Below are 22756 nucleotides of genomic sequence, written 5' to 3'. Positions count from 1 at the left end.
GGTAGGCAAAGAAAGTTAATAGCGACTTTTTAAACAGCCTGAAAAGATTGGTAGATTGGCCACTTCCATGTATTGAGTTAGATTGAGTGGATCTGAATTTCAACCAACTTCACACGGAATAAAAAAAATAAAAAAATTTTGAATCTTGCCTCGCAAGATTAGGGAATTTACTGACTTTTCTCCTTGACTTTGCTCCGGGTTCCAAAGATCAGTCTGGGGTAGTTCACCGGTTGAATCTCCCGCGAGCACCTATCCTATTACCTACAACCTCTACAATGTAGGCTTGCTTTGAGGTAACAAAATGCACAAATTAGGATTCCGATTTTCTTTTCTCTCCGCCGTTTCTGCGGCACTTTTGCTCGCAGGCTGCTCAACAACTGATAAAACCAAACCGGAAAAAGAAATTGATGAACCAACGTCTATAGAAACCAGAACGACAATTGACGATTACTCTTCCATTAATCAGATTTCCCAGGAAGATTGGCAAGCCGGTCTGAAAGCTTTTCGAGTATCCTGCAGAAGCATCGGCAAAAAAGCGATATGGAAAGAAGTTTGTGCTAAAGCCGCCTCTACCCCTGACAGCGAGGCAGAATATTTCTTTCGTTCTCAATTTACTCCGTGGAAAATCACAAAAATTAAACTCGGAAAGCAAACGGGAACCGTATATAGCGAAGATGAATCCGGCCTCATGACCGGTTATTACGAGCCACTTTTGAAGATCAGTAAGGAAAAAACTTCCGGGCACAAAATCCCGATTCTGTCCACGCCCGATGACTTAATTATCGTTGACCTCGCCAGCTTATATCCTTCTCTGAAAGGAATGCGTCTTCGAGGCAAGCTCCAGGGAAGGAAACTTATTCCCTATGACGACCGAAGCCATATCGTTCAACGCAGAGACTTAGATAAGTATGCAATCGGCTGGAGTGATGATCCGGTCGCGGTTTTCTTCTTGCAGATCCAAGGCTCCGGCAGATTGGAAACTGCCGCTGGTGAAACTATTCGCGTCGGATACGATGACCAAAACGGCCATCCGTATAAGGCCGTCGGCTCTTGGCTCGTTCAAAAAGGCTATCTGAAAAGACACGAGCTATCCATGCAGAATATTCAGAAATGGGCGGTTGAAAATCCCACTCGTGTAAATGAGCTTCTCGATCAAAATCCTAGTTTTGTCTTTTTCAAAGAGAGAGTAGTGACTGATCCATCGGAAGGACCGATTGGCGCCCAAGGCCTTCCTCTAACTCCGAAGGCTTCTGTGGCAGTCGATAGAAAGTTCGTGCCCATGGGAACACCGCTGATTGTTCATGCTTCTCAAGACAACCCTTCCTTAGATTTCACCCGACCTGTTGTCGCACAGGACACAGGGGGAGCCATCAAAGGACCGTTAAGATTTGATTTTTTCTGGGGATTTGGAGATGAAGCCGGAAAGAATGCAGGAAAACAAAAGAGCGATGTCTCTGCATGGATACTGCTCCCTAAGGGAGCAGTTCCCGAAGATATTCGTTAAGAATGCTGGATTTTTTCACCGAGCTCCATTGCTGTCATAAAACCGAACGGGCCTGTACCGTCTTCTAAAAAGATTGCAGGTACCGTTTCTATTTTGAGTTTTTCAGCCAAACGAGAGTTGTCTTCCAAGACTTTCATTTGAGAAGCCTTGAACATTCCTATCGGTGCCTTTTCATCCATGCACCATTCATACCAAGCTTTATGCGGAGTCTTGGAGGAGAGGATAACGGCAGACTTAACAACTGAGTCTTCACCTAAAACAGGATAAAGGAACCAGTAAACCGTCAGATTTTCCATCTTGCTCAACGTTTCCTGCACAAGACGTTTGCACCATCCGCAGTTAGGATCGGCGAAAACTGCAATTTTTGCGCTGCCGTCTCCTAACTTAGTCGTAAAGGCGTGTTCTACCGGCCAATTTTTTTCATCGAATTTCATTGTTCAATCTCCAAAAAAAATTCTAGAAGAACTATAGAAAAGAACCTGTGAATGCAAGTGCTTTAGTTTCCAAAATGAGTTATGGGTGCTGAGGAGCTTCAGAAAGAAGGTTCTCAAGATAATCAATGCCGACTGCGCCCGGAGCTCTCTTTCCGGAAGGTACAAAGACAGTCGGGGTTCCTGTTATGTTGAGTTTAGAACCAAGCTCAATATTACGATCTAAAGCAGAAATATCACAGTTTGCAGCGCGTTTGGGGGCAGCTTTGCCTTCCAAAAGCTGCTGCTTCCAAGCCAAAGCACGATCTTTAGAACACCAGATATTAGCGCTGGCCTCCTTGGATCCGGCTGTGATTACCGGGTACAAGAAAGTATATATAGTTACGTCCTTCATGCCCGCTAAGCTAGCCTCGAGCTTCTTACAAAAGGAGCAGTTTGGGTCGGAGAAAACGGCAATCTGTCTGGATCCGTTGCCATGAACTGTCTTAATTGCGTCTGCAAGGGGCAAAGAAGAAAAATCAATTGTCAAAAGTTTATCTTTTGCTTCTTGAGTGAGATTCTTTCTGGACAGGGTATTGAAGATTTCGCCCATCAAAACATGATCCCCGGTCGGATCCATGTAAATAATCTCATTATTCACGGCTAATTCGTAGAGTCCGGGAATCGGAGAGGGAAGCACATGCTTGACTTGGACTCCCAAACGTCCTTGAGCTAGTTTTCTTATTCTATCCAACTCTTTTTCTTGTGCAGAATCATTAGTGCTTTGCACAACTTCTTTTGCTTCGGCGGGAGCGGCTTTTTGTTCAGGTGTTTGAGCCTGTCCAGCACCGCAAACGGCGGCAAGGACAGCTAAACAAATAAATTTCTTGAGCATCTCTGACTTTAACCTTGTATGTAATCAATACGAAAAGCAATAAATCTTTAGCAGGCCAATAATAACAGTTGAAGTAATTGCTCAATCTTAAAAAATTAATCTTTGGTTTCAAGATATCTCGCGGTGCATGGCCTGCAGAAGAAGTGAACTTTTCTCAAAATGTAAATAAATTTAACTTTTTGTCCGGGACAGTTGCACGATTAAAATTTCTCCTGTATAGTTCGACTTCTCTTGATTGAGCCGGCTAGATAGCTCAGTTGGTAGAGCAACGGACTGAAAATCCGTGTGTCGATGGTTCGATTCCGTCTCTAGCCACCAGAATAAATATCCCGAGGATGTAAAAGTCCTTGGGATTTTTTCTTACAATTAAGATATTCCGATCATTGGGGAGTAACCGTTAGACATTCCGGTGTCTAAGACAGGGTCAACATACTTGATTGAATAAATCATGGCGCTGTCGGTTTTCAGCTTGGTGAGACCAACGATAAAAAGGCGGCCGCCGGTCTGCCTGTTTTATCGTTGATTTTACTTACCGGCAGAAAAGAGAAAACAATAATGGAAACCCTATTACTATCTACCGGTGTTGTCGCACTTGCAGAAATGGGCGACAAAACCCAGCTCTTAGCCTTCCTTCTAGCTTCTCGATATAAAAAGCCGTTGCCTATCATCTTAGGTATTTTTGTCGCGACCATCTTTAATCACACATTGGCAGGGCTTGCAGGATCTTGGCTTGCCGGACTCTTCAGTCCTGATGTGTTGAGATGGGTCCTTGCCTTGTCGTTCGTTGCAATGGCTATTTGGATTCTTATTCCGGACAAAATGGACGATGATGGCATCCCTCAAAACAAATTCATGGAAAAATGGGGTGTATTTGGAATTACTTTCATTACCTTTTTCTTGGCTGAAATGGGTGACAAGACACAAATTGCTACCGTTGCTCTTGCGGCCAGCTACGGCACCCCGTTCATCATTGTTGCCGGTACGACCCTGGGTATGTTAATTGCCGACGTTCCTGCGGTTTGGATTGGCGACAAACTTTCGGAAAAAATACCGGTTAAATGGGTACGCTTAATTTCCGCGGCTCTCTTTGTAATCATCGGCATCTTCGTAGCCTTGGACTTCACGCCGAAAATCTCTTAACTTGCGTACTCTCAATCTGAGAAAGAGAGTTTGAGGAACCTGGAAAGCTTTTTAGAATTGAATCATCTGTCTTAGAAACAGAGAGGATAAATATGAAGAAACTTTACCGAGGACTTCTGCTCGTTCTATCCATCGCAGGGCTTCTAGCTCTCAATGGATGTACAGCGGTGCAGGAACAAGTCAATCCTACTCAGATGAATTCGCAATGGTTGAATCAAAGCGTTACTTTTGATCAAAAAACCATTACCGGAATTTTAGTTGTTGCGGTGTCCTCAGATCCGACTACCCAAAGGCTTTACGAAGATATTACGAGCACGACGTTTACTTTGAACGGTATTCCTTCGGAACCGGCGTACAAATATCTAAACCCAGGATCCGGCGTTCTGCTTCAAAACGGAGGCCTGAACCTACCGATTCTTCGACAAGCGGCCAAGAATGCTAAGGCAAGCGACATCCTCGTCATTACGTTTAACGGTGTAAAAAACCAGACGGTCTACAATCCCGGTGTGACGTGGGGTCCCGATCCTTTCTGGGGCGGCCCTTTCGGACCCGGACCATTCGGTCCCGGACCGTTCATGGGACCTGGTCCGTTCATGGGCCCCGGTCCGATGTGGGGAGGATGGGCAATTCCACCCTCAGTTACTACCAATCAGTATTTAGTGAGCAATATCCAGCTTTTGCTGGCAAAGGACTATCAAACTTTGTGGACAGCTTCCTTCACTACACTTCTTGAGCAGTTTTCAAATGAAAAAACTATTGAACTTTACTCTCAGCTGTTAGTGCAGAAACTTTTGTCCAATGGCTTCATGATTCCTCTGCAGACCCCAAGCTATCAAATCAAAGCTCCGGTCTTAAATCCAGGCGTTACGCCTGCTCCTTAGATTTCGCTTGAGAAAAGAGCCGAGAAATTCTGACGCAGTCTTCGATATGTTTATTCCCGATAAACTTCATCGCGGCGAACGAAATCCCGGCTCCGGCAACTTGCCCGAGAATCGGAACAAATTTCGCAGCCTGTGTTGCCGTTATCTGTACGCTTAGTTTCTTAAGCACCGCCGTCACTAACGGAGCCGTAATATACTTTCCGGCCCACGAACTGCCAACTGCCGTAATCATGGCAAATACTTGAAGCCTCTGATCCGTGGATAATCTCTCTATTTCTCGGGGAGAAAGTCCGAATTCCGAGTTAACGGAATTCAAGATCGAAGCCATCAAGGCAACATCAACGGTAATATTGACTCCGGGAATCGGCACCAACGAAGCCCCTGCGCTATACAAGGCTCTTTTGGTAACGAGTTTCTTACAGCGTTGAATTGCCGCTTCGAGATCATCGTCTTCCGTAGGAATCTGTCTGGACTCTCCGACATTTTCCTGCTCTTTACGAACTACGGGTAGTTTTGTTGTCATTACCGTTCCTCGTTTCTACCTAAAGAATTACACTTTAAGATAAGAATAATGCACTATTTCTAATATGGTAAGTCGAAGTGGGTTGGTATGCTTGGCCATAGCAACTATAATTCACGTTTTTTATTAAACACTCTGTGACGCCGTTTTTTCATGAATCTGCTTATTCTTGGTCTTAATCACAACACTGCCCCTCTCTCTTTGAGAGAGAAAGTATCCTATGGGCCGGATGAGCTGAAAGATTCTATCAATATGATTCGAGCGATGCTCTCACCCCAAGACAAGGGAGGCATCTCGGAAGCTGCAATTCTTTCTACGTGCAATCGTACCGAAATCTATTGCGCAGCTCAAGATTCTGAAAAAGCAGCCCGCAGTCTAAGAGAGTTCATTGCGGAACAAAAACAAGTTCAACTTGCCGAACTCGAAGAACACCTTTATCTCTACATCGGCGAAGAAGCAGCCAGACATGCATTCAGAGTTGCCTCGGGCTTGGACTCCATGGTCTTGGGTGAAACCCAAATCGTAGGTCAAATTAAAAAAGCCGAAAAAACAGCTCAAGAAGCCCGTTCTTTAGGCTTGTATCTTCACCATTTGTTCCAAAAAACTTTTTCAGTAGCCAAAGAAGTTCGGTCAACTACTGAAATCGGCACAAGATCTATTTCTTTAGCCGCGGCCGCCGTCAGAGTGGCCAACAGAATTTTCGGGAACATCTCTAATTCCAGCATCTTGTTCGTTGGAGCCGGTGAAATGATTGAACTGTGCGCAGCGCATTTCTGTGCACAGAATCCTAAAAAAGTCACCGTCGCCAACAGAACTGTTGAAAGAGCGCAAGCTCTTGCAGACCAGATTGGCGCCGATGCCATCAAACTTTCCGACATGCCGGAAGTAATGGCTGACTACGACATTGTTGTCTCCTGTACCGCCAGCTCTCTGCCTATCATCGGACTCGGCATGGCTCAGCGAGCCATTAAAAAACGCCGTCACCACCCGATGTTTATGGTGGATTTGGCAGTGCCTCGCGACATTGAAGCGGAAATCAGCAATCTCGATGACATTTATGTGTATACCGTTGATGATCTCGGCAAAGTAGTTCAAGCAGGCATAAAAGGACGTCAGGAAGCAGTGAAAGCCGCTGAAGTTCTCATTCAAGAAAGAGTCAACGAATTCCACGTTTGGATGTCCGCCCGAAATTCCGTACCTCAGATTATTTCTCTAAAGGAAAAAGCGGAAGCTCTTCGCGAAAGAGAGATAAAAAAGGCTAGACGAGCCTTGGCCAAGGGAGAGGACCCTGAAAAAGTTCTGGAGCAAATGTCCAAATCTTTGATGAATAAGTTCATCCACGATCCGCTTACTACTCTCAGAAATAATCAAAGTCTTCCTGATGAAGACTACCAGAAAGTTTTAGACCTCTTACAGAACTTTTTCTTGTATCACGGCCATTAGCGTTCGCTCCTTCTCTCTCCTCTTCAACTCATTTTTGTGTCTGAAGAGACAAATCACGCCTTTACACATTAGAATTTCACAAAATTCAATTAATTAGTTGAACATGAAAGACTCGATGAGAAGCAAACTGGCTCAAATGGCCAGACGTTTAGAAGAAATTGATACCACCCTGCAAGATCCGAATGTCACCAGCGACATGAACAAATTCCGTGCTCTCTCCAAAGAAAGAGCTGAAATTGAACCTGTTGTGCTCAAGACAAAAGAATTTGAAACCGCAGAAGAGGATCTGAAAACTGCTGAAGAAATGCTCAAAGATCCGGAAATGGCTGAATTTGCCGCTGAAGAGATCAAAGCAGCCAAAGAAACCTTGGAAAAAGCCGAGCAAGATCTTCAAATTCTTCTTCTGCCGAAAGACCCTAACGATGACAAGAATATCTTCTTAGAAATCCGAGCAGGTACTGGCGGAGACGAATCCGCCTTATTTGCAGGCGACCTCTTCAGAATGTATTCCCGATATGCAGAACGCCAAAAATGGAACATTGAGTTTGTTTCGGCCAGTGAATCCGACCTTGGCGGCTACAAAGAAATCGTTGTTCGAATCATCGGACAAGGTGCCTACTCGAAATTGAAGTTTGAGAGCGGCGGCCATCGCGTTCAGCGCGTGCCGGAAACTGAATCTCAGGGACGAGTTCATACTTCCGCCTGTACGGTTGCCGTACTTCCGGAAGAAGACGAAATCGGTGATGTCGTCATTGACCCCGGTGATATCCGTGTGGACGTTTTCCGTGCTTCCGGCGCAGGCGGTCAGCACATTCAGAAAACAGATAGTGCAGTTCGAATCACCCACATTCCGACCGGTATTGTTGTTGAATGCCAGGACGAACGAAGCCAGCACAAGAATAAAGAAAGAGCCATGGGAGTCTTAGCTGCTCGAATCAAAGCTGCACAAGTTGCCGAACAGCAGTCAAAGGAAGCATCCATGAGAAAATCTTTGATTGGCTCCGGTGACAGAAGTGAAAGAATCCGTACCTACAATTATCCGCAGGGGCGAGTTACCGATCACAGAATCAATTTGACTCTCTATAAACTGGATTCCATTATGGACGGCGACATGGATGAAATCATCGAATCCTTAGGAGCCGAATACCAGGCAGAACAGCTGGCAAATCTCAGCAACGATGCCTAATAAGCCGATGACGCTGGGAGAGTGGTATCAAGCCACGCTCCTCCCCGCATCTGAAAAGAGAGGATTCCTTTGTCATTTTCTAGGCTTGACACAAATCCAGACTTTAACAAGAAAAGATTTAGTTCTCTCCGAAAACGAAATTCACGAGCTCTCCGAAGCGGTCAGACGCCGTTTAGACGGAGAGCCCTTCCCCTATATTGTCGGGACTCAAGAATTCTTTTCTCGTCCCTTCTTCGTCAATCCCTCCGTCCTTATTCCTCGGCCGGATACAGAATGTCTGCTCGAATGGCTGATTGACCATATTCCGAAAAACGCTAAAGCTGCAGACCTGGGAACAGGTTCAGGCTGTATTGCTGTCACTCTTAAACTGGAAAGACCGGACTTAGAGGTAATCGCCACCGACATCTCCGAGAATGCCTTAGCTACAGCTAAAAAGAACGCTGAGAACTTAGGAGCTGAAATTAAGTTTTATCAAGGAGATTGGCTTAAAGCCCTCCCTGCCGGCGAAAGCTTTGATGTTATAGTCAGCAACCCGCCTTATATTGATCGGCACGATGAGCATCTTAAGCAATTAACCTTTGAACCCTTATCTGCACTGACTGATCATGGAAACGGTCTTAGCTGTATTGAAACAATCTATTCACAAGCGTCTGCTCTTCAAGAAAAACCTTCTGTCATAGCCATTGAACACGGCTGGGATCAAGGTTCTGCAGTTAGACAACTGGCTGAAAAAAACAGCTTTGGGGGCGCACAAACTTTACGTGATTACGGCGGCAATGACAGATTTACGGTCTGGACCGAGTAGTCTCGAGCTGTGAAAACAATTTTGAAAGTAAAAAGTCACTCTCGCTAACACTGAGATAACAGAATAATTTGGATTTTTTAAAAAGGAACGAAGTGGTGCCCGTTGACTGATTTGAACAGACGACCTACCGCTTACAAGGCGGTTGCTCTACCACTGAGCTAAACGGGCCACTTGAGAATTAGAGAGAAGAGATACACCACGAAGATTTGTGGTGCCCGTTGACTGATTTGAACAGACGACCTACCGCTTACAAGGCGGTTGCTCTACCACTGAGCTAAACGGGCTCCTCACTAACGAGGTACGCATTGTACACAAAAAATCTATTTTCGTGTTAAACAAAGCAAAAATATACATTTAAAAACATTAAAGGACAGATGAATCTGTCCTCTAACTTTTTAAACCTCTGAAAATACTGGTTTCTTAGGCCGTGTATCTTTTTTCTTTACCCGTTTTCCCGGGAAAAGATCCATTGGCAAACCAAATTGACACTCTCTGCAGACTATCAATTTAACGTTCTCCACCGGGAAGTGGATATGATGAGCCTGGCCGCCGAATCTGGCATCAAAATCAACATACTCATTTCCGATTTCTAAATTTCCGCATGCCTCAGGGCTAATGTTGAAAACGATTTCTTTGTCGTTTTCAAATTTTGCGGGGACGTTGATTTCATCTTTATTGCTCTGAAGATCCACTTGAATCATCGGAGTATAGGAATTATCAACGGCCCATTCGTAATATGCTCTGAGAGCATAGGGAGTAAAAGGAGGAACGTCAGGTTTATTAAAAAACATTTTATTTACGCATTACTCTTTCAGATGGAGTCAAGGCCTCGATAAATGCAGGTCTGGAGAAAACTCTTTCAGCATATTTCTGAACAGGCATAGCGGCAGGAGGAAGCTCAATGCCGTAGTAGCTCAAACGCCAAAGAAGCGGGGCTAAAGCAATGTCAAGCATAGAGAATTCATCGCCGTTGAGATATTTTCTCTTAGCAACGACAGGAGCCAAACCAACCAAGCTGTCTCTAATCTTCTGTCTGGCAGCTTCGCGCTGTTCTTCGGTAGAGTTTCTGTCTTCCAAAGTTTTTACATGCACGAAGATTTCTCTTTCAAGGTTAAAGAGAGTCAGTCTTGCACGTGCTCTTTCAACCGGATCAGGCGGCATCAGCTGCGGATGCGGAAATCTTTCGTCAATGTATTCATTAATGATGTTGGATTCGTATAAAACCAGATCTCTTTCAACCAGAATGGGAACCTCACCATAGGGGTTCATGACATTAATATCTTCAGGCTTGTGGTAAAGATCGATATCACGGATTTCAAAATCCATGCCTTTTTCGAAAAGAACGAAACGGCAACGCTGCGAGAATGGGCAAGTGTTGCCAGAATAAAGAACCATCATGAGGGTATTCCTCTCCTAATTTAATTGAGAATGTACTAAATATCCGAATTTTAAAATATTTGATTAAAAATCCCAAATCTTTGAAATCACCAATTTCGAGTTCAGCCGCTAATTTCTTCAATCTTTTCTTCTAGAATCAGCCTAAATAGTATTAACCGAAAGGTGTATTCATGGCTTCTGTACAGCAACAGGCATCGGGATTCTTCAAAGAGTTCCAGGCCTTTATTTCCAAAGGTAATGTTATTGATTTAGCTGTAGCCGTTATCGTCGGTGCAGCATTTAACAATATTGTTAATTCTTTTGTCAAAGATATTATTAACCCAATTCTTGGCGTCATTATCGGCAAACCGGACTTTTCAAATTTGTTCTGGGTTATGAAAATGCCCGCGGATTATTCCGGCCCAATGACCTACGACGCACTCACTAAGGCCGGCGCTACCGTGTTAGGTTACGGCACATTCTTAACCGCCATTATCAACTTCCTTCTTTTAGCTTTGGTGATCTTCTGCATGCTCAAGTTTTTGTCTTCAATGAGAAAGAAACTCGAAGCTCAAATTAAAGCCGAAGAAGAAAAACCTGCACCTGCTCCGGTTACTCCCGAAGATACGATTTTGCTTCGTGAAATTCTGGCTGAGTTAAAGAAGAACAAGCCGCAGCAATAACACCACATATTTGAAATGGTCGAATGAAAAAAATCTTTCGACCATTTCATCATCAAGAACTCGTCACTCTCGACACAAAAGAATTCAGGTCGTCTCTAGAACCTCCAAACTCCCTTAATGCCCCCTGTAACGGCAAGTCGTGTGTCTCCCGTTTGGGCAGCAACAAAAGCCGCTACTCCAAAGTTTTTAGCTTGGCCCTGAACACCAAACTCAGCGGAAGCAGACCAACGGTTAATTTCTCCCGTTACGATTTTTTGCGAGGCATTAATTCCGGGAATTGAAAGACGCGCTTTATCTTTTGTCTGTCCGACTCTCAGAGAACCTTCAAGGGCGCCATGCACTGAGAGATCAACACCTTTAAATGTTGAAATTTTTTGATTGATATTTAATTCCAGCGGAAGTTCAATAAAAGTCTGAGCTTTCATCTTAAGGCTAAAAGCGCCTCCCCCTCCTATTTGCGTGTTCTCGGTATGCTTCGGATAGTGCCAGACTGTGGGTCGGAAGCTCATGTCTCCCCACTCTTTGAAGCGCACTCCGGCTGCTGCACCTAAGCTCATATAGTTGAATTTTCCTTTCAACTTCAGGTCATCCATCTCCATGGAAGACGGCATCACACCGGAAATGCGATTATTAGCGTGATAGAAACCTGCTTGAGACCCAAGGAACCAATTATCAAATTCTTTTTGCAGAGCAAAATTTAGGGCATAGTTCCATTGCTTATTCTTGGCTTCTATAACCGTACCCGAAGATTTCGAAGATGTTCTGACCGCACTAGCTCCAAAAGCACCCTTCAGGGAATCAGTGAATGCGTACACAGCCCCTGCTCTGACTCCTTCAGAAAAAGCTTTAAATTTATCTTCGCCTAAGTAAGAGTTAATGTGTTTAGAAAATACAACTGATCCGATAATGCCGCCATAGAGTTCAGTCTCTCCGCTGCGGAGGAACTTCTTCTGAATTCCATCCATTTGGCCCTTCAATGCTTCATTAGCATTTAGGAAAGCGGTCGTTTTAGCTCCCGTTAAAGCTGACAATTGCGTACCCTCTGCCAACAAACGATGCGATAGGGGAGCGCTCATATATTTTTCATTATCTGCTCGCGCAAAAAACTGGGCGCCGATATTTGCGGAATTTACATTAAAGTCTTCAAAATCGTTATAGAGAACATTCTGTATTTGAGGATAAAGAAAGTTTTGCTCAACAATATCGATGCGTTCAAACTTCCACCCTTTTGCGTCCTTCTTTAGTCCGAGCAGAACATTTGGATTTGCTGACACAATTTCGCTTCCAATGAACCCTTGATCAATATCAACTGATGAATCCGTGAGATATCCTAAATTAAAAGGATCAAGCACAATAAGCTTACTGCCTTGTTCCAAACCCAGAGACGCTGACCCATTCGCCGTAAAGACCGGCCCCGAAGCTGCAGGATTAAAGAGCAATGCGGAACTCTCGCCAAACACAAGATTTGCACCATTAGACCGAACCGCACCCCTACCCAAGACAATGCTCGATGAACTATCTAATTGCAGCGAAGAATTCACGGCGAGGATGGCATAGTTCTTCAGTCTGAAGTCTTTAACTAGCCCCTCTACGCTTTCTTTTTGAAAGCTCAGTCCCGATGAGCAGGATCCGTAAAGTAAAACAGAATTCTCTTCAACGGATAGCTCGGAGTGATTCAATGACAGCTTGTCGATGATTGCCCAGGAAGTTGCTCCGTCTTTGGCCCCTTTCAAGCTAAAACTGCTGTCTTTTGTAGTCAGCTCTTGAACCTTAAGTATCCCTCCTTCCTGAACTTCCAAAGCAGTTCCGGATAGATCTCGGCTGCCCCATGCCAAATTCAATGAAGAAACCGCCATTAAGCCACGGATTTTTATCTCTCCTGAATTATTGACAGAACTACTTAACAAAGTTCCGTCAAGCAAAACCGTACCGGCATTGTTCAAATCTTTATAGAACTGTGCAGTCGAGTCGTTCTCAATCTTCAGACTACCCGTTTCACTCTGGCTTACATCATCCATGAAGCGGATCGCAGCATTTGACGCGATTCTCATCTCTCCTTGATTCTCGACATCGGAGCCTGACTTCACAGCGACTTGACCGGAAAGCGTAAATAAGGCACCTTCCTTGGTAAGGACTCGGCTGTTTAAGAGAGTCGGTTCATAGTAGTTTCGAGTATGAGAGTATTTAGCTTGTCCATGGATTAATAGGGAAGAGCCGTTTTCCACAATAAGCTTTGAGATGTTCTCGGTTACATCACCTTTTGCGCTGTAAAGGACAACATTACTGTTTTCTAACTGCACATCCCCTTGCGTATCGAGCTTCAAAGCTCCAATCTTAATTTCCTTGTTCTGAAGAAGACTCTCATCTTTAAGATTTAAAGTCACGTGAGAAAGAATCACATTCGGATTGTCAAGAACTCCGAAGTGTTGGTCAAAGGTCACTTCGCTCAACTGCCCTTCCCTCACCGTGACTTCGCCCGCGGCAATAAGCACGGAATCTTTGTAGACCTCCTGTGCGCGCAGTAAATAATCCAACGAAACAGAGGCATCTGTTAAAGTGATCGAATTAAAGGTGCTTCCATTACTGAAGGTGCTTTCCTGAAGACTTGTCAATCCCCAGTCAGAAGCTGAGATCTTGAGAAGATTAGAAGATGTCGTCGTAATGTTTACATCGGTAAAGAGCCATCCGACAACATAACCTTCCGAATTTTTATTAAATTCTCCGGAAGTTTCAAAGAAACCTCCCTTTTGAACATAATCTCCCGTGAAATCTTTTAAAGAGCCGTTGAGGATAATTTTTCCTTCGTCACCGGGCGCAACCTCTATATGGCCGGCACCTTCAAAAATTTTTGCCGCATTGATTGTTAAAGAGCTGTTGACTTTTAAAACTGAGGAACTCTTGGCAAACCGGATGCCTGTACCCACCTTACCAGGAGTTTCAAAAGAAAGCTCTGAGGTGCCCTTTAAAATTAACGAAGAACCGGCAGCAATATCAACCAAAGTATTATTAGCCTCTGACCACTGCTGAGCGTTCAATCCGGCATTAAACGTTGCCTCCGAAGACAGATTAACCTGCAGCATTGCCGCTGTCTCACCCTTTGATGCCAAAGAAAGAGAAACATCTTCCAGGAATTTCGTTTTTCCGTTGACTTGAAGCAGATTGATGCCGGTAGTGTTCTCACCTCTGTTCAACCCGAATAAATTCAGTTTCAATGTTACGGAGGAATCGGATAACGCCAGAACAGGTAGGCGCTGAGAGTTGAATTCATAGCCGAAATTCACCGAGGCACCGGGCTTGAGAATGTCAAAGTCCGGCGCTGTCAAATCTGCAAAGAATTCCGTGAGTACGGCGCTGTCAGATACAATTTTTGCCTCAGAAGCAAATTGTTCTACTAATTCGTCATCTGAGATCTGAGCGAATCCGTTTTGTTTCCAGATCTCCAACCAGTTTTCCGAAGATTGCTCTTGAGCACCAACGGAAGATAAACACATCGCGGCATTAAAAACCGCCAAAACAAGGCACGACTTCGCCCTGCCTTTCAAAATGGAAGGCATAAATTTCCTTTATGTTAAGAGCCCTGTCGCGCTGATAGATTCCGCTATACCGGATTGTCTATATTGACGAAAGAAACTTCGAGTTCAGGAAACTGCTGTTTGAGCCATTCCGAAAGAGCTCGTATGCCTAATGTTTCGCTGGCATGATGCCCAACAGAAAAGTAAGGAGTATCCAATTCACGGGACTCCAGCACCGTTCTCTCGCTAATTTCTCCGCTTATGTAAGCTTGAGCTCCTGCTTCATATGCGGTTTCCAGGTAGTCTTGGGCGGCTCCGGTTGACCAAGCAACAGTCGATAAAATTTTGTCGGAGTCTAAAAATATGGAGAGGGGTGGTCTATTGAGGTTAGTACTGATGAGATTAGCCAATTCCGACACGGTCATGGGTTTTGGCAATGTTCCTATGTTCAAACATGGATAATCTTCAAGGGGCCGTCCATCCTGAATTCCGAGCAATTTTCCGAAAAGATAATTGTTGCCGATCACGGGGTTAATATCCAGCGGAAGATGGTAAGCCAAGAGGTTAATATTTTTTGTAAGGAGCCTTGAAAGTCGTTTCTTTTTGATTCCGGTGATGCACGGACTTTCATTCTTCCAGAAGTAGCCATGATGAACAATAATTGTCTGGGCACCAATTTCTATCGCCTTATCAATGAGTTCTAAAGAAGCCGTAACCCCGCAAAGAACTTTTGTTGTATCTTTACAACCCTCAACTTGAAGGCCGTTTGGAGCGTAATCCTTGATTTTTTTAATGTCTAGAAACTCATTTAGTGTTTTTTCAATCACGGCAGTTTTCATAAAATAATCCCTCATTGGAGAAGAAAGAAATTGGAATTTCTTAATAGTACTGACCTGCACAGCAATCGATATTTTTTGCTGCCTGAACGCAAGTCTGACGTTATGACGCTGATTGGATATATGAAAAAAGGCAACATCTCTGCTGCCTCTTTCGTTTACTAAGCCAGTTAAGGCATTACGATTCCGCTTCCGGACGGTGGAGTAAATCCAGGCTGACCGGGAACTACAAGCTTGCTGGCTTCTTGTCTGCGCAGTTCTTGAAGTTTCTGGATTGTTTCCTGCACACCTGCCTTAGCAGCTTCTTTGTACTTAGCAACTGCATCCGCAAGGTTATCAGCCTTGATTTCGAAGGAAATCGGGAGAGGTCCCATCTGGGTCATGATCTGAGCTTCACCTGTATAAATTACAGGTCTTCTGTCATCGAATTCACCACTGACGTGAATAGGAATCAAAGCACGAATCACGCCAATTTTACGGTCCGTGTAGATCTCTTCTCTATAGAGCTCTTCAGGATTCATCTGAGCATCTTCAGCCTGTTCTGGCTTTTCTTGTTGAACTGGTTCGGACATAAACACTCCTCAAATAATTTTCTTATATTTTGCCCCGTTCGCAAACAACAATGCAGTACCTCTTCCCTAAAAAGAGACTGTTGACCCATTAATTGAGACTGTCGGCGGACTAGCGAAAAATTAACGATAGACCATTACAGGAATTTTGGAATGAGTTAAGACTTTCTGAGTCTCACTGCCAAGCAGTACAGCGGCTAAACCTTGACGACCGTGAGAGGCCATAAAGATCAGATCACAGCCATATTCAGTGGCGGCATCGATAATTGCTTCCGCAGGTGAAAAAGATTTAAAGGCCACCACTTCACAGGGAACTTCTTTCTTCTCAACCAGTTCTCTAGCCCCTTCAAGTCTTTCCTGAGCCAATTCTCTGACTCGAGAGTCATATTGATCAATACTTTCAGGTCTGTATTCTGAAAGATTAGAGTAACTGTAAGGCTCAATCACTGTTGCAATAACAACAGAAGAACCAAGGGCTTTGGCAAAATTGACACCGGCTTCGAGGGCTTTATCTGATAATTCTGAACCGTCTGTGGGAATTAAAATCTTTGAATACATATTTTTCCTGTTCTCTACCGATTAGCTCGTTAATCTTTAATATTACTCGCAGCCACACATTCTATGAAATATTTTTTTGCAAATCACAAATTTTGCAAAAACTTCCATCGCAAAAATTAAGAATTCCAGCTCTAAATCCGAATAGTTTTATTGCCTGCCGCAACATTTCTGAGGGCTAGGGCTGATGCGGCTAAACCTACTGATGCCGTCACAACCATGCCGGATCCGTAGCCTGCACATGAAAGTCCGCCCATAGTTTGAAGCTCGCATTGCTCATTGGGCTGAAGAACCTCTTCGTCGGAAAATACAGCCGGCACCTTGAATTTCGTGACTTTTCCGGAAACATTTTTCCTAGGAAAGCCATACTCCTTTCTAAGACGAGCCCTGACGCGGGATAAGAGCGGATCTCCCTTTGTCAAAGCCAGGTCATCGATTTTAATTCGCAGAGGATCCTTGCGTCCTCCGGCCGCTCCGCAAGTAATAATCGTCTGACCGCGTTTGAGAGCAGTATTGATCATCGCTGCTTTTGCCCTGACATTATCGATGCAGTCGATGACGATGCCGTCCTTCGGGAGCATTTCATCGACGTTATCCGGCTCAATAAAATCTTCAATGCATTCAACCTTACAAGCAGGGTTGATCAGGGCTATTCTCTCGGCCAACGCTTGAACTTTGGGCTTTCCGTAATTTCCGTCGAGGGCCTGGATCTGCCGGTTCGTGTTGCTTTCAGCCACGTTGTCTAAATCAATCAAAGTAATGTGGCCTACTTCTGTTCGAGCCAAAGACTCCGCTACCCACGATCCCACTCCTCCGAGACCAACAACAATAAAGTGAGACTCGTTAATGTTTTTTTGACCGACAGGCGTGTATAAACGTCCGACTCCCGAGAATCTTCTTTTTAGATCAGCTTGTTCTAAGTTTTTCGACAATTCAATACCTTTTAGTTATTTATTTTCAATGACAATTTGCCGTTACACTATTGGCTTGACCACCGCATAATAGTCTTAATGGCTGGCTTCAGTTAATGTTATACGGATTTTTGTAGTCAAAGATTTTTACAACAATTAGAATAAGTACAGCCGATACAGAGGAGGATATCTATGAAAATTTTAGTTCCTATTGATGGGAGTGAATTCAGCAAGAATTCAATTGACTTCGTAACTTCGCGTGCAACTCTTTTGGGTCACAACCCAACCGTCGAACTTCTCAGCGTCCAAGCAGCAGTACCATCACGTGCATCTAACTTAGTTGGTTCCGGTGCATTGAAGACCTACTATGACGAAGAAGCTCAAATCGTTTTAGAACCCGCTGTCCAAGCTTTAAAGAAAGCTAATGTCAATGCACAGTCCCGATTCGCCGTAGGTGAAGCCGCTCCGACCATTGCTCAAGTTGCTGAAGATACTGAAGCTGACTTGATTATTATGGGCTCTCATGGCAGATCTGCTCTGAAGGGCTTATTACTCGGCTCCGTTACTAATGCGGTTCTGGCACTGAGCAACAAACCTGTTCTTATCTTAAGAAATAAACCTGCCCCTGCAAATGACTCACTGAAAGTCGGCGTAGCCATTGACGGCTCTAAATATGGAGAAGCTGCGGTTCAATATATTTTGAAGAATCATGATCTCTTCGGCGATAACGCAGAATTCCATTTGATCAACGTCGTCAGCGATTACTCCGGCGTAGTAATGCCGGATATGGCCGGAATGGCACTTCCGACATTAAATGAGTCCGAAGTACGTTCTATGCAGAAAGAAGCATTCGAAGAAGCTGTCGGTCCAATCCGCGCAGGCTTCGACAAAGCCGGTTATGCAACTAAAGAAATTTGCCTTGTCGGAAATCCCGGCGATGAAATTGCCGCCTATGCTAAGAAAGAAGGTTTGGATCTAATCGTTATGGGAACCCGCGGCTACGGTGCATTTAAAGCAGCCGTCCTCGGATCCACAGCAACTCGTATCGCAGCTATCAGCGAAACACCTTTGTTAGTTATTCAGGCTTAATCACAGCCAGCTCTTATGAGGACTTAATATGCTTAAAGTTATCAAACTCGTTGTAATTATGGGTTTGATGCATTGTGGCTTTACGTCCTCAAGAGTGATATCTACTCTCTACGCGCTCGATCATCAAGAATCTGCTTGGGTGGTCGGCGCGATTCTTTCTGCCTATTCTCTCATCCCCGCACTTATTGCCATTCATGTCGGCAAATGGATTGATAAGGTCGGCGTCAAGCTTCCCTTCGGGATAGCTGCATCAATGGTGGGCAGTGCTTCACTAGTTCCGGTCTTTCTGCCTTACGAAAGTTTCGGGATCTGGCCGGTTTTCATCACTTGTTTATTGGCGGGAACAGGTTTTCTCTTTGCCTTAATCAGCGGACAGGGTCTCATTGGAGTTCTTTCAACCAATAAGACCAGAGCAACGGCTTTCACTTATCAATCAATTGCCTTTTCTTTGTCAGGATCGGCAGGTCCCGTTATGGCGGGGTACTTCATTGATTTGGGAAGTTTCAGCTACGCTTATCTTGCTGCCTTCAGCTTTGCAATAGTTGGGGGCCTGGCCTTCTTTTTGCTTAGTTCAAATTTTCCAAAGAATATCAGCAATATTTCTAAACTAAAGCGGACTGAAAAGCACAGCGCTCTTGAACTCTTCGCTCTCAAACCTGTTCGTAATGTTCTCATTGCCTCGGCCTTTGTTTCGATGGCTTGGGATCTTCAAGCGTTCATGATTCCGGTGTACGGTACGGAAATTGGGCTAGATGCCGTGCAAATCGGCTGGCTGCTGAGTGCCTTTTCCATTTCTACTTTTGCCGTCAGGACAGTCATGCCGATTATTTCCAAGGCATTCGAAGAGTGGAAGATCATTATTTTTGTACTGGCCAGCAGCGGGCTTATTTTCTTGGTATTTCCGTTCATTCATTCTCTTCCGCTTCTATTTGTCTTTGTTTCCGTACTCGGTATGTCTCTGGGATCCTCTCAGCCTAATGTCCTTTCCTTACTTCACACGGTGACGCCGGAAGGAAGAATTGGAGAAGCAATCGGCATCAGAACGATGCTGATGAATTCAAGTCACTGTGTATTCCCGCTATTATTCGGCGCCGGAGGAAGTTTAGTCGGCGCAGCAGCAGCTTTCTGGTCTTTAGGAGGTACCTTACTAGCCGGAGCGGGTTACTTGAAAGCTTCCAATAAAAATATCTCATCCCCGACTTCCTTGTGATTAAAAGCCGAGATCCGGCCTTATATCCCTTCTTGAAGGACGGCGTTTTACGAGCCGAAATGATAAAAAAGTATTTTGTCTTTTCAAAATTGCAACTAAGAGTGTAACAATATCGTGCTGAATTTTTACATTCAGCTTATTATTGATTGATCTTGTCAAAATAACTTTTATATATCCTTAATAATTAAGGGGTTATGAATGAGTAGCTAACAAAATGTTAAAAATAGTACTTTCATTTAAGGGGTTTTCTTAATACGATATAGTACTTTACTCATGGTTATTTTTCATTCACCCCTGTAAAATAGCAGTATGAAGTAAACCCACCTTTTGTTACTTCTAATATTTCTCTAACCGTAACAAAAGTTTTTTATATTTTTTATAGAAGGAAGAGTTTTGTAGTTGTAGGAGGGTGTTTTGTTAAATCAAGAAATTTCAGTATTAATTGCCGAGTCTGATTTAGAGACACAGCGCTTGTACCGCCAACGTTTGATTCATGATCCCACAATCAAACTAGTTGGTATTTGCTCAAGCATGTCCTCAGCCAATCTATTGTTGAGTCAGACCTCCTGCGATTTGTTGATCACGGAAATCGATCTCCCCGACGGAAACGGTGCCGATTTGATATCTTTGGCTTTAACTGATTACGGCGTGAGAAATTGTGTTGTCATCAGCGCAAAAAACACCCCAACTGACATTAAAGCCGCTATAGACAACGGCGCTACAGGCTACATTCTAAAAGGCGAACCTGAAGCAATTGATATTGCCGCATGCGTCCGTGTCGTGGCATCCGGAGGAAGCCCGATTAGTCCTCCCGTCGCACGAGTTGTCCTAGACTCCATTCAGGCAAAAAAAGGCAGAGAAAACCGGAAAAAAGATGGCGCCCGCGTAGTCGCTTCTCCCAACAATCCTCTCTCTCCGCGAGAATCTCAGATTCTCGAACTGCTTGCCAAAGGTATGAGTTTCTCTGAAATCAGCAAAACATTGCAAATTTCGTGTCATACGGTCACGGCACACATTAAAAAGATTTATCGTAAACTTCAGGTGCACTCCCGCGGAGAGGCTGTTTACGAAGCCTCCCAGCTGGGCATCTTAGAGAAATAATTCTTAACTAAGCGGCGAACCAATCGCCGCTTTTTCCTCCGTGCTTTTCTAAGAGGCGGATGTCGAACATGACCATACCTCTGTCCACGGCTTTCAGCATATCGTAAATAGTAAGCAAGCCTACCTGAACGGCGGTGAGCGCTTCCATTTCAACTCCTGTTTTGCCCCAAGTTTCACATGTCACGACGCAGCGAATTTTTGACTCTTTCTCAAAAATTTCAAAATCCACATTTACATGGGTCAACGAAATCGGGTGACAAAGCGGAATTAAATCCGGAGTCTTTTTGGATCCCATGATTGCAGCGATTCGTGCTACGGCAAGCACATCGCCCTTTTTGGAAGTCCCTTCCTGGACTTTCTTCAATGTTTCCGGCTGCATGCGGATCCAGCCTTCTGCGATACCTATTCTTCTGGTAATGCCTTTCTCTCCGACATCAACCATGTGGGCCTCACCCGATTGGTTAAAATGAGTTAGTTCTGCCATTAGAAATCCTATATTTGGTTACAACTTAAGTTATTTCTCTCAAAAAGAGATAAGCTTTTGCTTTTAAAGTTAACTTTGTAGATCCTATAACATCTGTGCGAAAGAGTGTATGAACCTTAAACCGTTATGCTGTCTAGTTGTTTCGGTGTTTACAGCGCTGACGCCGATTTCTGCAGCTTACAGCCAATCTTATAATCTTCCGGATTTAGGTGCGGCCGGCGGTTCTACTTTGTCTCCTCTGGAAGAAAGACAAATTGGCGAACACATTATGGGAGAGGTCAGAAGCGATCCGACTTATCTTCCCGATCCGGAAACCTCAGAATATCTGAACAAAATCGGTTATCGATTAGTTTCTGCAGGCCCGGCTAACGGCTATTCCTACAATTTCTTTGCCGTCCGCGATCCCTCGATCAACGCTTTTGCTTTACCGGGAGGATTTATCGCCATCCACACAGGGCTTGTTACGGCAGCTCGTTCGGAAAGCGAACTCGCCTCGGTAATGGGACACGAAATTGCTCACGTCCAGCAGCGCCATATTGCACGTATGCTGGAAGGACAAAAAAATAATCTGGCATGGACTCTCGGATCTTTGCTTGTCGCTATTCTGGCAGCAAGAGCAGGCAGCGGTGATGGGGCGGCCGCCGCAGTTGTCGGCACACAAGCCGCAATGGCACAGAACTACTTAAGTTTTTCCCGCAACGCTGAAAGAGAAGCTGACCGTGTAGGCTACGCTTCCCTTGTGCGCGCCGGATTCGATCCTAAGGGCATGGAGCAGTTCTTCGACCGTTTAGACTTTAATAATCGTGTGTACGAAGGTGCGCATGCTGCCCCCGCTTATCTGCGCACTCACCCGATGACAGTTGAAAGAATGAGTGAGGCTCAAAATCGCTCCCGTCTTTCAAAGAAAGTAAACTACAAAGACTCTCTTGACTTCTTTTTGATTCAGGCACGCCTTCGTGTGCTCGAATCAAACAGATTCCAAGGCTGGGATGACGCCCTGCAGTACTTCCGAAACGACTTAAAGACAGCCAAAGGCTATCAAGCAGTTGCCGATCACTACGGATGCGCGGTTGCACTCCAGAGAATGAAGAAATATTCCGAAGCTCTGACAGAGATTGAAACCGCTAGGAAGATGGCCGGCCAAAATTCAAACATAATCAGCAAACTCCATTCCGAGTTAGTTTTCCTTTCTTCACCAAGTCAGCAAAGCCGCGGCATTCAGCTTGCAAAACAGAATTACGACCGCAATCCTTTATCTCAGTTAGCGCTTCTGAACTATGCAGAACTCTTATACAAAGGAAAACAATACAACGAGGTCATTAAGCTAATGCGAAAACAGCATGCTCTTAATTCTAGGACTCCGGCGTATCAGTCGATTTTAGGAAGAACTTACGAGGCACTTGGAAAGAAAAGCCTGAGTCACCAAGCAATTGGAGAAATGTATGCGCTTAACGGCCAGAAAGTCGCGGCTATTCAGCAATTTCAAATTGCTCAGCGAAGCAACGACGGTGATTTCTACACGATGAGTGAAATCGATGCAAGGCTAAGAGAATTAAGAAAGCAGGTTGAAGACGACAAAAAGTATGAAAATTGAGGTCGTTTGAACCTTTTGATTAATGAGAAAATATCACGGTTTTAAATTTAG

General features: G+C 44.5%; 23 protein-coding genes, 3 tRNA genes and 1 riboswitch. Of the genes, 13 read left to right on the top strand and 13 right to left on the bottom strand.

The genetic code is table 11. The features are described from left to right. The first annotated feature begins 301 nt into the window (after positions 1 to 301). Positions 302 to 1504 carry a murein transglycosylase A gene (mltA, locus tag ACYQ4O_RS10390; RefSeq protein WP_460175542.1) on the top strand — a complete coding sequence of 401 codons (1203 nt, stop codon included), beginning with the start codon at positions 302 to 304 and terminating at the stop codon, positions 1502 to 1504. Here the strand turns inward: mltA and ACYQ4O_RS10385 are convergent. Continuing rightward, on the bottom strand, positions 1501 to 1938 hold the full coding sequence (locus ACYQ4O_RS10385; RefSeq protein ID WP_308513610.1) for a DsbC family protein: 438 nt from the start codon (positions 1936 to 1938) through the stop codon (positions 1501 to 1503). The genes mltA and ACYQ4O_RS10385 overlap by 4 nt on opposite strands. Positions 1939 to 2017: 79 nt before the next feature. Next, positions 2018 to 2809, bottom strand: coding sequence for a DsbC family protein (locus tag ACYQ4O_RS10380; protein ID WP_460175541.1), 792 nt, complete (start codon positions 2807 to 2809; stop codon positions 2018 to 2020). Positions 2810 to 3051: 242 nt separating this feature from the next. Here ACYQ4O_RS10380 and ACYQ4O_RS10375 point away from each other — a divergent pair. The 3 genes from ACYQ4O_RS10375 (at position 3052) to ACYQ4O_RS10365 (ending at position 4830) form a co-directional block, all read left to right on the top strand. Beyond that, a tRNA-Phe gene (locus ACYQ4O_RS10375) sits at positions 3052 to 3127 on the top strand. 55 nt (positions 3128 to 3182) lie between these two features. Continuing rightward, positions 3183 to 3360, top strand: a riboswitch (yybP-ykoY riboswitch). Positions 3361 to 3364: 4 nt separating this feature from the next. Beyond that, positions 3365 to 3949 carry a TMEM165/GDT1 family protein gene (locus ACYQ4O_RS10370; RefSeq protein ID WP_308513612.1) on the top strand — a complete coding sequence of 195 codons (585 nt, stop codon included), beginning with the start codon at positions 3365 to 3367 and terminating at the stop codon, positions 3947 to 3949. A gap of 92 nt (positions 3950 to 4041) precedes the next feature. Then, positions 4042 to 4830, top strand: coding sequence for a hypothetical protein (locus tag ACYQ4O_RS10365; protein ID WP_460175540.1), 789 nt, complete (start codon positions 4042 to 4044; stop codon positions 4828 to 4830). On the opposite strand, the gene ACYQ4O_RS10360 is transcribed toward ACYQ4O_RS10365, so the two are convergent. Beyond that, positions 4814 to 5353 (bottom strand): hypothetical protein, encoded by a 540-nt coding sequence (locus ACYQ4O_RS10360; protein ID WP_308513614.1) that lies wholly within the window; start codon positions 5351 to 5353, stop codon positions 4814 to 4816. The two genes, ACYQ4O_RS10365 and ACYQ4O_RS10360, sit on opposite strands and share 17 nt — an antisense overlap. 150 nt (positions 5354 to 5503) lie before the next feature. On the opposite strand from ACYQ4O_RS10360, the gene hemA reads away from it, so the two are divergent. The 3 genes from hemA (at position 5504) to prmC (ending at position 8784) form a co-directional block, all read left to right on the top strand. Beyond that, a complete protein-coding gene (gene hemA, locus ACYQ4O_RS10355) occupies positions 5504 to 6793 on the top strand; it encodes a glutamyl-tRNA reductase (protein ID WP_460175539.1) in 1290 nt (429 codons plus the stop codon). A 103-nt stretch (positions 6794 to 6896) separates the two neighbouring features. Continuing rightward, positions 6897 to 7979, top strand: a complete 1083-nt coding sequence (prfA, locus tag ACYQ4O_RS10350; protein WP_460175538.1) for a peptide chain release factor 1 — start codon at positions 6897 to 6899, stop codon at positions 7977 to 7979. Next, positions 7972 to 8784, top strand: a complete 813-nt coding sequence (gene prmC, locus ACYQ4O_RS10345) for a peptide chain release factor N(5)-glutamine methyltransferase (RefSeq protein ID WP_460175537.1) — start codon at positions 7972 to 7974, stop codon at positions 8782 to 8784. Before prfA ends, prmC begins: the two co-directional genes overlap by 8 nt. A gap of 93 nt (positions 8785 to 8877) precedes the next feature. Here the strand turns inward: prmC and ACYQ4O_RS10340 are convergent. From ACYQ4O_RS10340 to ACYQ4O_RS10325, 4 genes are all read right to left on the bottom strand, one after another. After that, positions 8878 to 8952 (bottom strand) — tRNA-Thr (locus ACYQ4O_RS10340). A 41-nt stretch (positions 8953 to 8993) separates the two neighbouring features. Continuing rightward, positions 8994 to 9068 (bottom strand) — tRNA-Thr (locus ACYQ4O_RS10335). Between the two features lie 111 nt (positions 9069 to 9179). Next, positions 9180 to 9575 (bottom strand): stringent starvation protein B, encoded by a 396-nt coding sequence (locus ACYQ4O_RS10330; protein WP_460175536.1) that lies wholly within the window; start codon positions 9573 to 9575, stop codon positions 9180 to 9182. A 1-nt stretch (position 9576) separates the two neighbouring features. After that, entirely contained in the window at positions 9577 to 10182 is a 606-nt protein-coding gene (locus ACYQ4O_RS10325; RefSeq protein WP_066594030.1) for a glutathione S-transferase N-terminal domain-containing protein, read from the bottom strand. Positions 10183 to 10352: 170 nt separating this feature from the next. On the opposite strand from ACYQ4O_RS10325, the gene mscL reads away from it, so the two are divergent. Further along, positions 10353 to 10844, top strand: coding sequence for a large conductance mechanosensitive channel protein MscL (mscL, locus tag ACYQ4O_RS10320; RefSeq protein ID WP_066594032.1), 492 nt, complete (start codon positions 10353 to 10355; stop codon positions 10842 to 10844). A 95-nt stretch (positions 10845 to 10939) separates the two neighbouring features. On the opposite strand, the gene ACYQ4O_RS10315 is transcribed toward mscL, so the two are convergent. Together ACYQ4O_RS10315 and ACYQ4O_RS10310 are read right to left on the bottom strand one after the other, a co-directional pair. Continuing rightward, positions 10940 to 14398 carry an autotransporter outer membrane beta-barrel domain-containing protein gene (locus ACYQ4O_RS10315; RefSeq protein WP_460175535.1) on the bottom strand — a complete coding sequence of 1153 codons (3459 nt, stop codon included), beginning with the start codon at positions 14396 to 14398 and terminating at the stop codon, positions 10940 to 10942. Between the two features lie 44 nt (positions 14399 to 14442). Next, positions 14443 to 15195 (bottom strand): Nif3-like dinuclear metal center hexameric protein, encoded by a 753-nt coding sequence (locus ACYQ4O_RS10310; RefSeq protein WP_066595903.1) that lies wholly within the window; start codon positions 15193 to 15195, stop codon positions 14443 to 14445. A 30-nt stretch (positions 15196 to 15225) separates the two neighbouring features. Here ACYQ4O_RS10310 and ACYQ4O_RS10305 point away from each other — a divergent pair, with 30 nt between their 5' ends. Continuing rightward, positions 15226 to 15357: a hypothetical protein gene (locus ACYQ4O_RS10305; RefSeq protein WP_460175534.1), complete on the top strand. Its 132-nt coding sequence runs from the start codon at positions 15226 to 15228 to the stop codon at positions 15355 to 15357. Positions 15358 to 15362: 5 nt separating this feature from the next. Here the strand turns inward: ACYQ4O_RS10305 and ACYQ4O_RS10300 are convergent, their stop codons facing one another. The 3 genes from ACYQ4O_RS10300 to ACYQ4O_RS10290 all read right to left on the bottom strand — a co-directional run bounded on the left by ACYQ4O_RS10300 (position 15363) and on the right by ACYQ4O_RS10290 (position 17248). Next, a complete protein-coding gene (locus ACYQ4O_RS10300) occupies positions 15363 to 15764 on the bottom strand; it encodes a hypothetical protein (protein ID WP_066594036.1) in 402 nt (133 codons plus the stop codon). Positions 15765 to 15884: 120 nt separating this feature from the next. Beyond that, a complete protein-coding gene (locus tag ACYQ4O_RS10295) occupies positions 15885 to 16319 on the bottom strand; it encodes a universal stress protein (RefSeq protein WP_066594038.1) in 435 nt (144 codons plus the stop codon). A 131-nt stretch (positions 16320 to 16450) separates the two neighbouring features. Further along, positions 16451 to 17248: a tRNA threonylcarbamoyladenosine dehydratase gene (locus ACYQ4O_RS10290; protein WP_460175533.1), complete on the bottom strand. Its 798-nt coding sequence runs from the start codon at positions 17246 to 17248 to the stop codon at positions 16451 to 16453. Between the two features lie 171 nt (positions 17249 to 17419). Here ACYQ4O_RS10290 and ACYQ4O_RS10285 point away from each other — a divergent pair, with 171 nt between their 5' ends. The 3 genes from ACYQ4O_RS10285 (at position 17420) to ACYQ4O_RS10275 (ending at position 20627) form a co-directional block, all read left to right on the top strand. Next, a complete protein-coding gene (locus ACYQ4O_RS10285) occupies positions 17420 to 18316 on the top strand; it encodes a universal stress protein (RefSeq protein ID WP_460175532.1) in 897 nt (298 codons plus the stop codon). 28 nt (positions 18317 to 18344) lie between these two features. Then, the gene (locus ACYQ4O_RS10280; protein ID WP_308513622.1) at positions 18345 to 19526 is read left to right on the top strand and encodes an MFS transporter; all 1182 of its coding nucleotides are present in this window, start codon (positions 18345 to 18347) and stop codon (positions 19524 to 19526) included. Positions 19527 to 19940: 414 nt separating this feature from the next. Then, positions 19941 to 20627 (top strand): response regulator transcription factor, encoded by a 687-nt coding sequence (locus tag ACYQ4O_RS10275; protein ID WP_308513623.1) that lies wholly within the window; start codon positions 19941 to 19943, stop codon positions 20625 to 20627. A gap of 7 nt (positions 20628 to 20634) precedes the next feature. On the opposite strand, the gene moaC is transcribed toward ACYQ4O_RS10275, so the two are convergent. Then, positions 20635 to 21111, bottom strand: coding sequence for a cyclic pyranopterin monophosphate synthase MoaC (moaC, locus tag ACYQ4O_RS10270; protein WP_308513624.1), 477 nt, complete (start codon positions 21109 to 21111; stop codon positions 20635 to 20637). A gap of 109 nt (positions 21112 to 21220) precedes the next feature. On the opposite strand from moaC, the gene ACYQ4O_RS10265 reads away from it, so the two are divergent. Beyond that, a complete protein-coding gene (locus ACYQ4O_RS10265; protein WP_066594045.1) occupies positions 21221 to 22705 on the top strand; it encodes a beta-barrel assembly-enhancing protease in 1485 nt (494 codons plus the stop codon). The last annotated feature ends 51 nt before the right edge of the window (positions 22706 to 22756 follow it).

Source organism: Turicimonas sp. TL08, assembly GCF_054660695.1.
This window is presented reverse-complemented; position numbering and strand designations above follow the sequence as displayed.

Excerpts from the sequence above, each read along its gene's own strand:
- moaC (WP_308513624.1), bottom strand. The coding sequence starts at position 21,111 with ATGGCAGAACTAACTCATTTTAACCAATCGGGTGAGGCCCACATGGTT.
- ACYQ4O_RS10300 (WP_066594036.1), bottom strand. The coding sequence starts at position 15,764 with ATGTCCGAACCAGTTCAACAAGAAAAGCCAGAACAGGCTGAAGATGCT.
- ACYQ4O_RS10280 (WP_308513622.1), top strand. The coding sequence starts at position 18,345 with ATGCTTAAAGTTATCAAACTCGTTGTAATTATGGGTTTGATGCATTGT.
- ACYQ4O_RS10385 (WP_308513610.1), bottom strand. The coding sequence starts at position 1,938 with ATGAAATTCGATGAAAAAAATTGGCCGGTAGAACACGCCTTTACGACT.
- prmC (WP_460175537.1), top strand. The coding sequence starts at position 7,972 with ATGCCTAATAAGCCGATGACGCTGGGAGAGTGGTATCAAGCCACGCTC.
- ACYQ4O_RS10310 (WP_066595903.1), bottom strand. The coding sequence starts at position 15,195 with ATGAAAACTGCCGTGATTGAAAAAACACTAAATGAGTTTCTAGACATT.
- prfA (WP_460175538.1), top strand. The coding sequence starts at position 6,897 with ATGAAAGACTCGATGAGAAGCAAACTGGCTCAAATGGCCAGACGTTTA.
- ACYQ4O_RS10265 (WP_066594045.1), top strand. The coding sequence starts at position 21,221 with ATGAACCTTAAACCGTTATGCTGTCTAGTTGTTTCGGTGTTTACAGCG.
- ACYQ4O_RS10295 (WP_066594038.1), bottom strand. The coding sequence starts at position 16,319 with ATGTATTCAAAGATTTTAATTCCCACAGACGGTTCAGAATTATCAGAT.
- ACYQ4O_RS10365 (WP_460175540.1), top strand. The coding sequence starts at position 4,042 with ATGAAGAAACTTTACCGAGGACTTCTGCTCGTTCTATCCATCGCAGGG.
- ACYQ4O_RS10370 (WP_308513612.1), top strand. The coding sequence starts at position 3,365 with ATGGAAACCCTATTACTATCTACCGGTGTTGTCGCACTTGCAGAAATG.
- mltA (WP_460175542.1), top strand. The coding sequence starts at position 302 with ATGCACAAATTAGGATTCCGATTTTCTTTTCTCTCCGCCGTTTCTGCG.
- ACYQ4O_RS10325 (WP_066594030.1), bottom strand. The coding sequence starts at position 10,182 with ATGATGGTTCTTTATTCTGGCAACACTTGCCCATTCTCGCAGCGTTGC.
- ACYQ4O_RS10360 (WP_308513614.1), bottom strand. The coding sequence starts at position 5,353 with ATGACAACAAAACTACCCGTAGTTCGTAAAGAGCAGGAAAATGTCGGA.
- ACYQ4O_RS10285 (WP_460175532.1), top strand. The coding sequence starts at position 17,420 with ATGAAAATTTTAGTTCCTATTGATGGGAGTGAATTCAGCAAGAATTCA.
- mscL (WP_066594032.1), top strand. The coding sequence starts at position 10,353 with ATGGCTTCTGTACAGCAACAGGCATCGGGATTCTTCAAAGAGTTCCAG.
- ACYQ4O_RS10315 (WP_460175535.1), bottom strand. The coding sequence starts at position 14,398 with ATGCCTTCCATTTTGAAAGGCAGGGCGAAGTCGTGCCTTGTTTTGGCG.
- hemA (WP_460175539.1), top strand. The coding sequence starts at position 5,504 with ATGAATCTGCTTATTCTTGGTCTTAATCACAACACTGCCCCTCTCTCT.
- ACYQ4O_RS10380 (WP_460175541.1), bottom strand. The coding sequence starts at position 2,809 with ATGCTCAAGAAATTTATTTGTTTAGCTGTCCTTGCCGCCGTTTGCGGT.
- ACYQ4O_RS10330 (WP_460175536.1), bottom strand. The coding sequence starts at position 9,575 with ATGTTTTTTAATAAACCTGACGTTCCTCCTTTTACTCCCTATGCTCTC.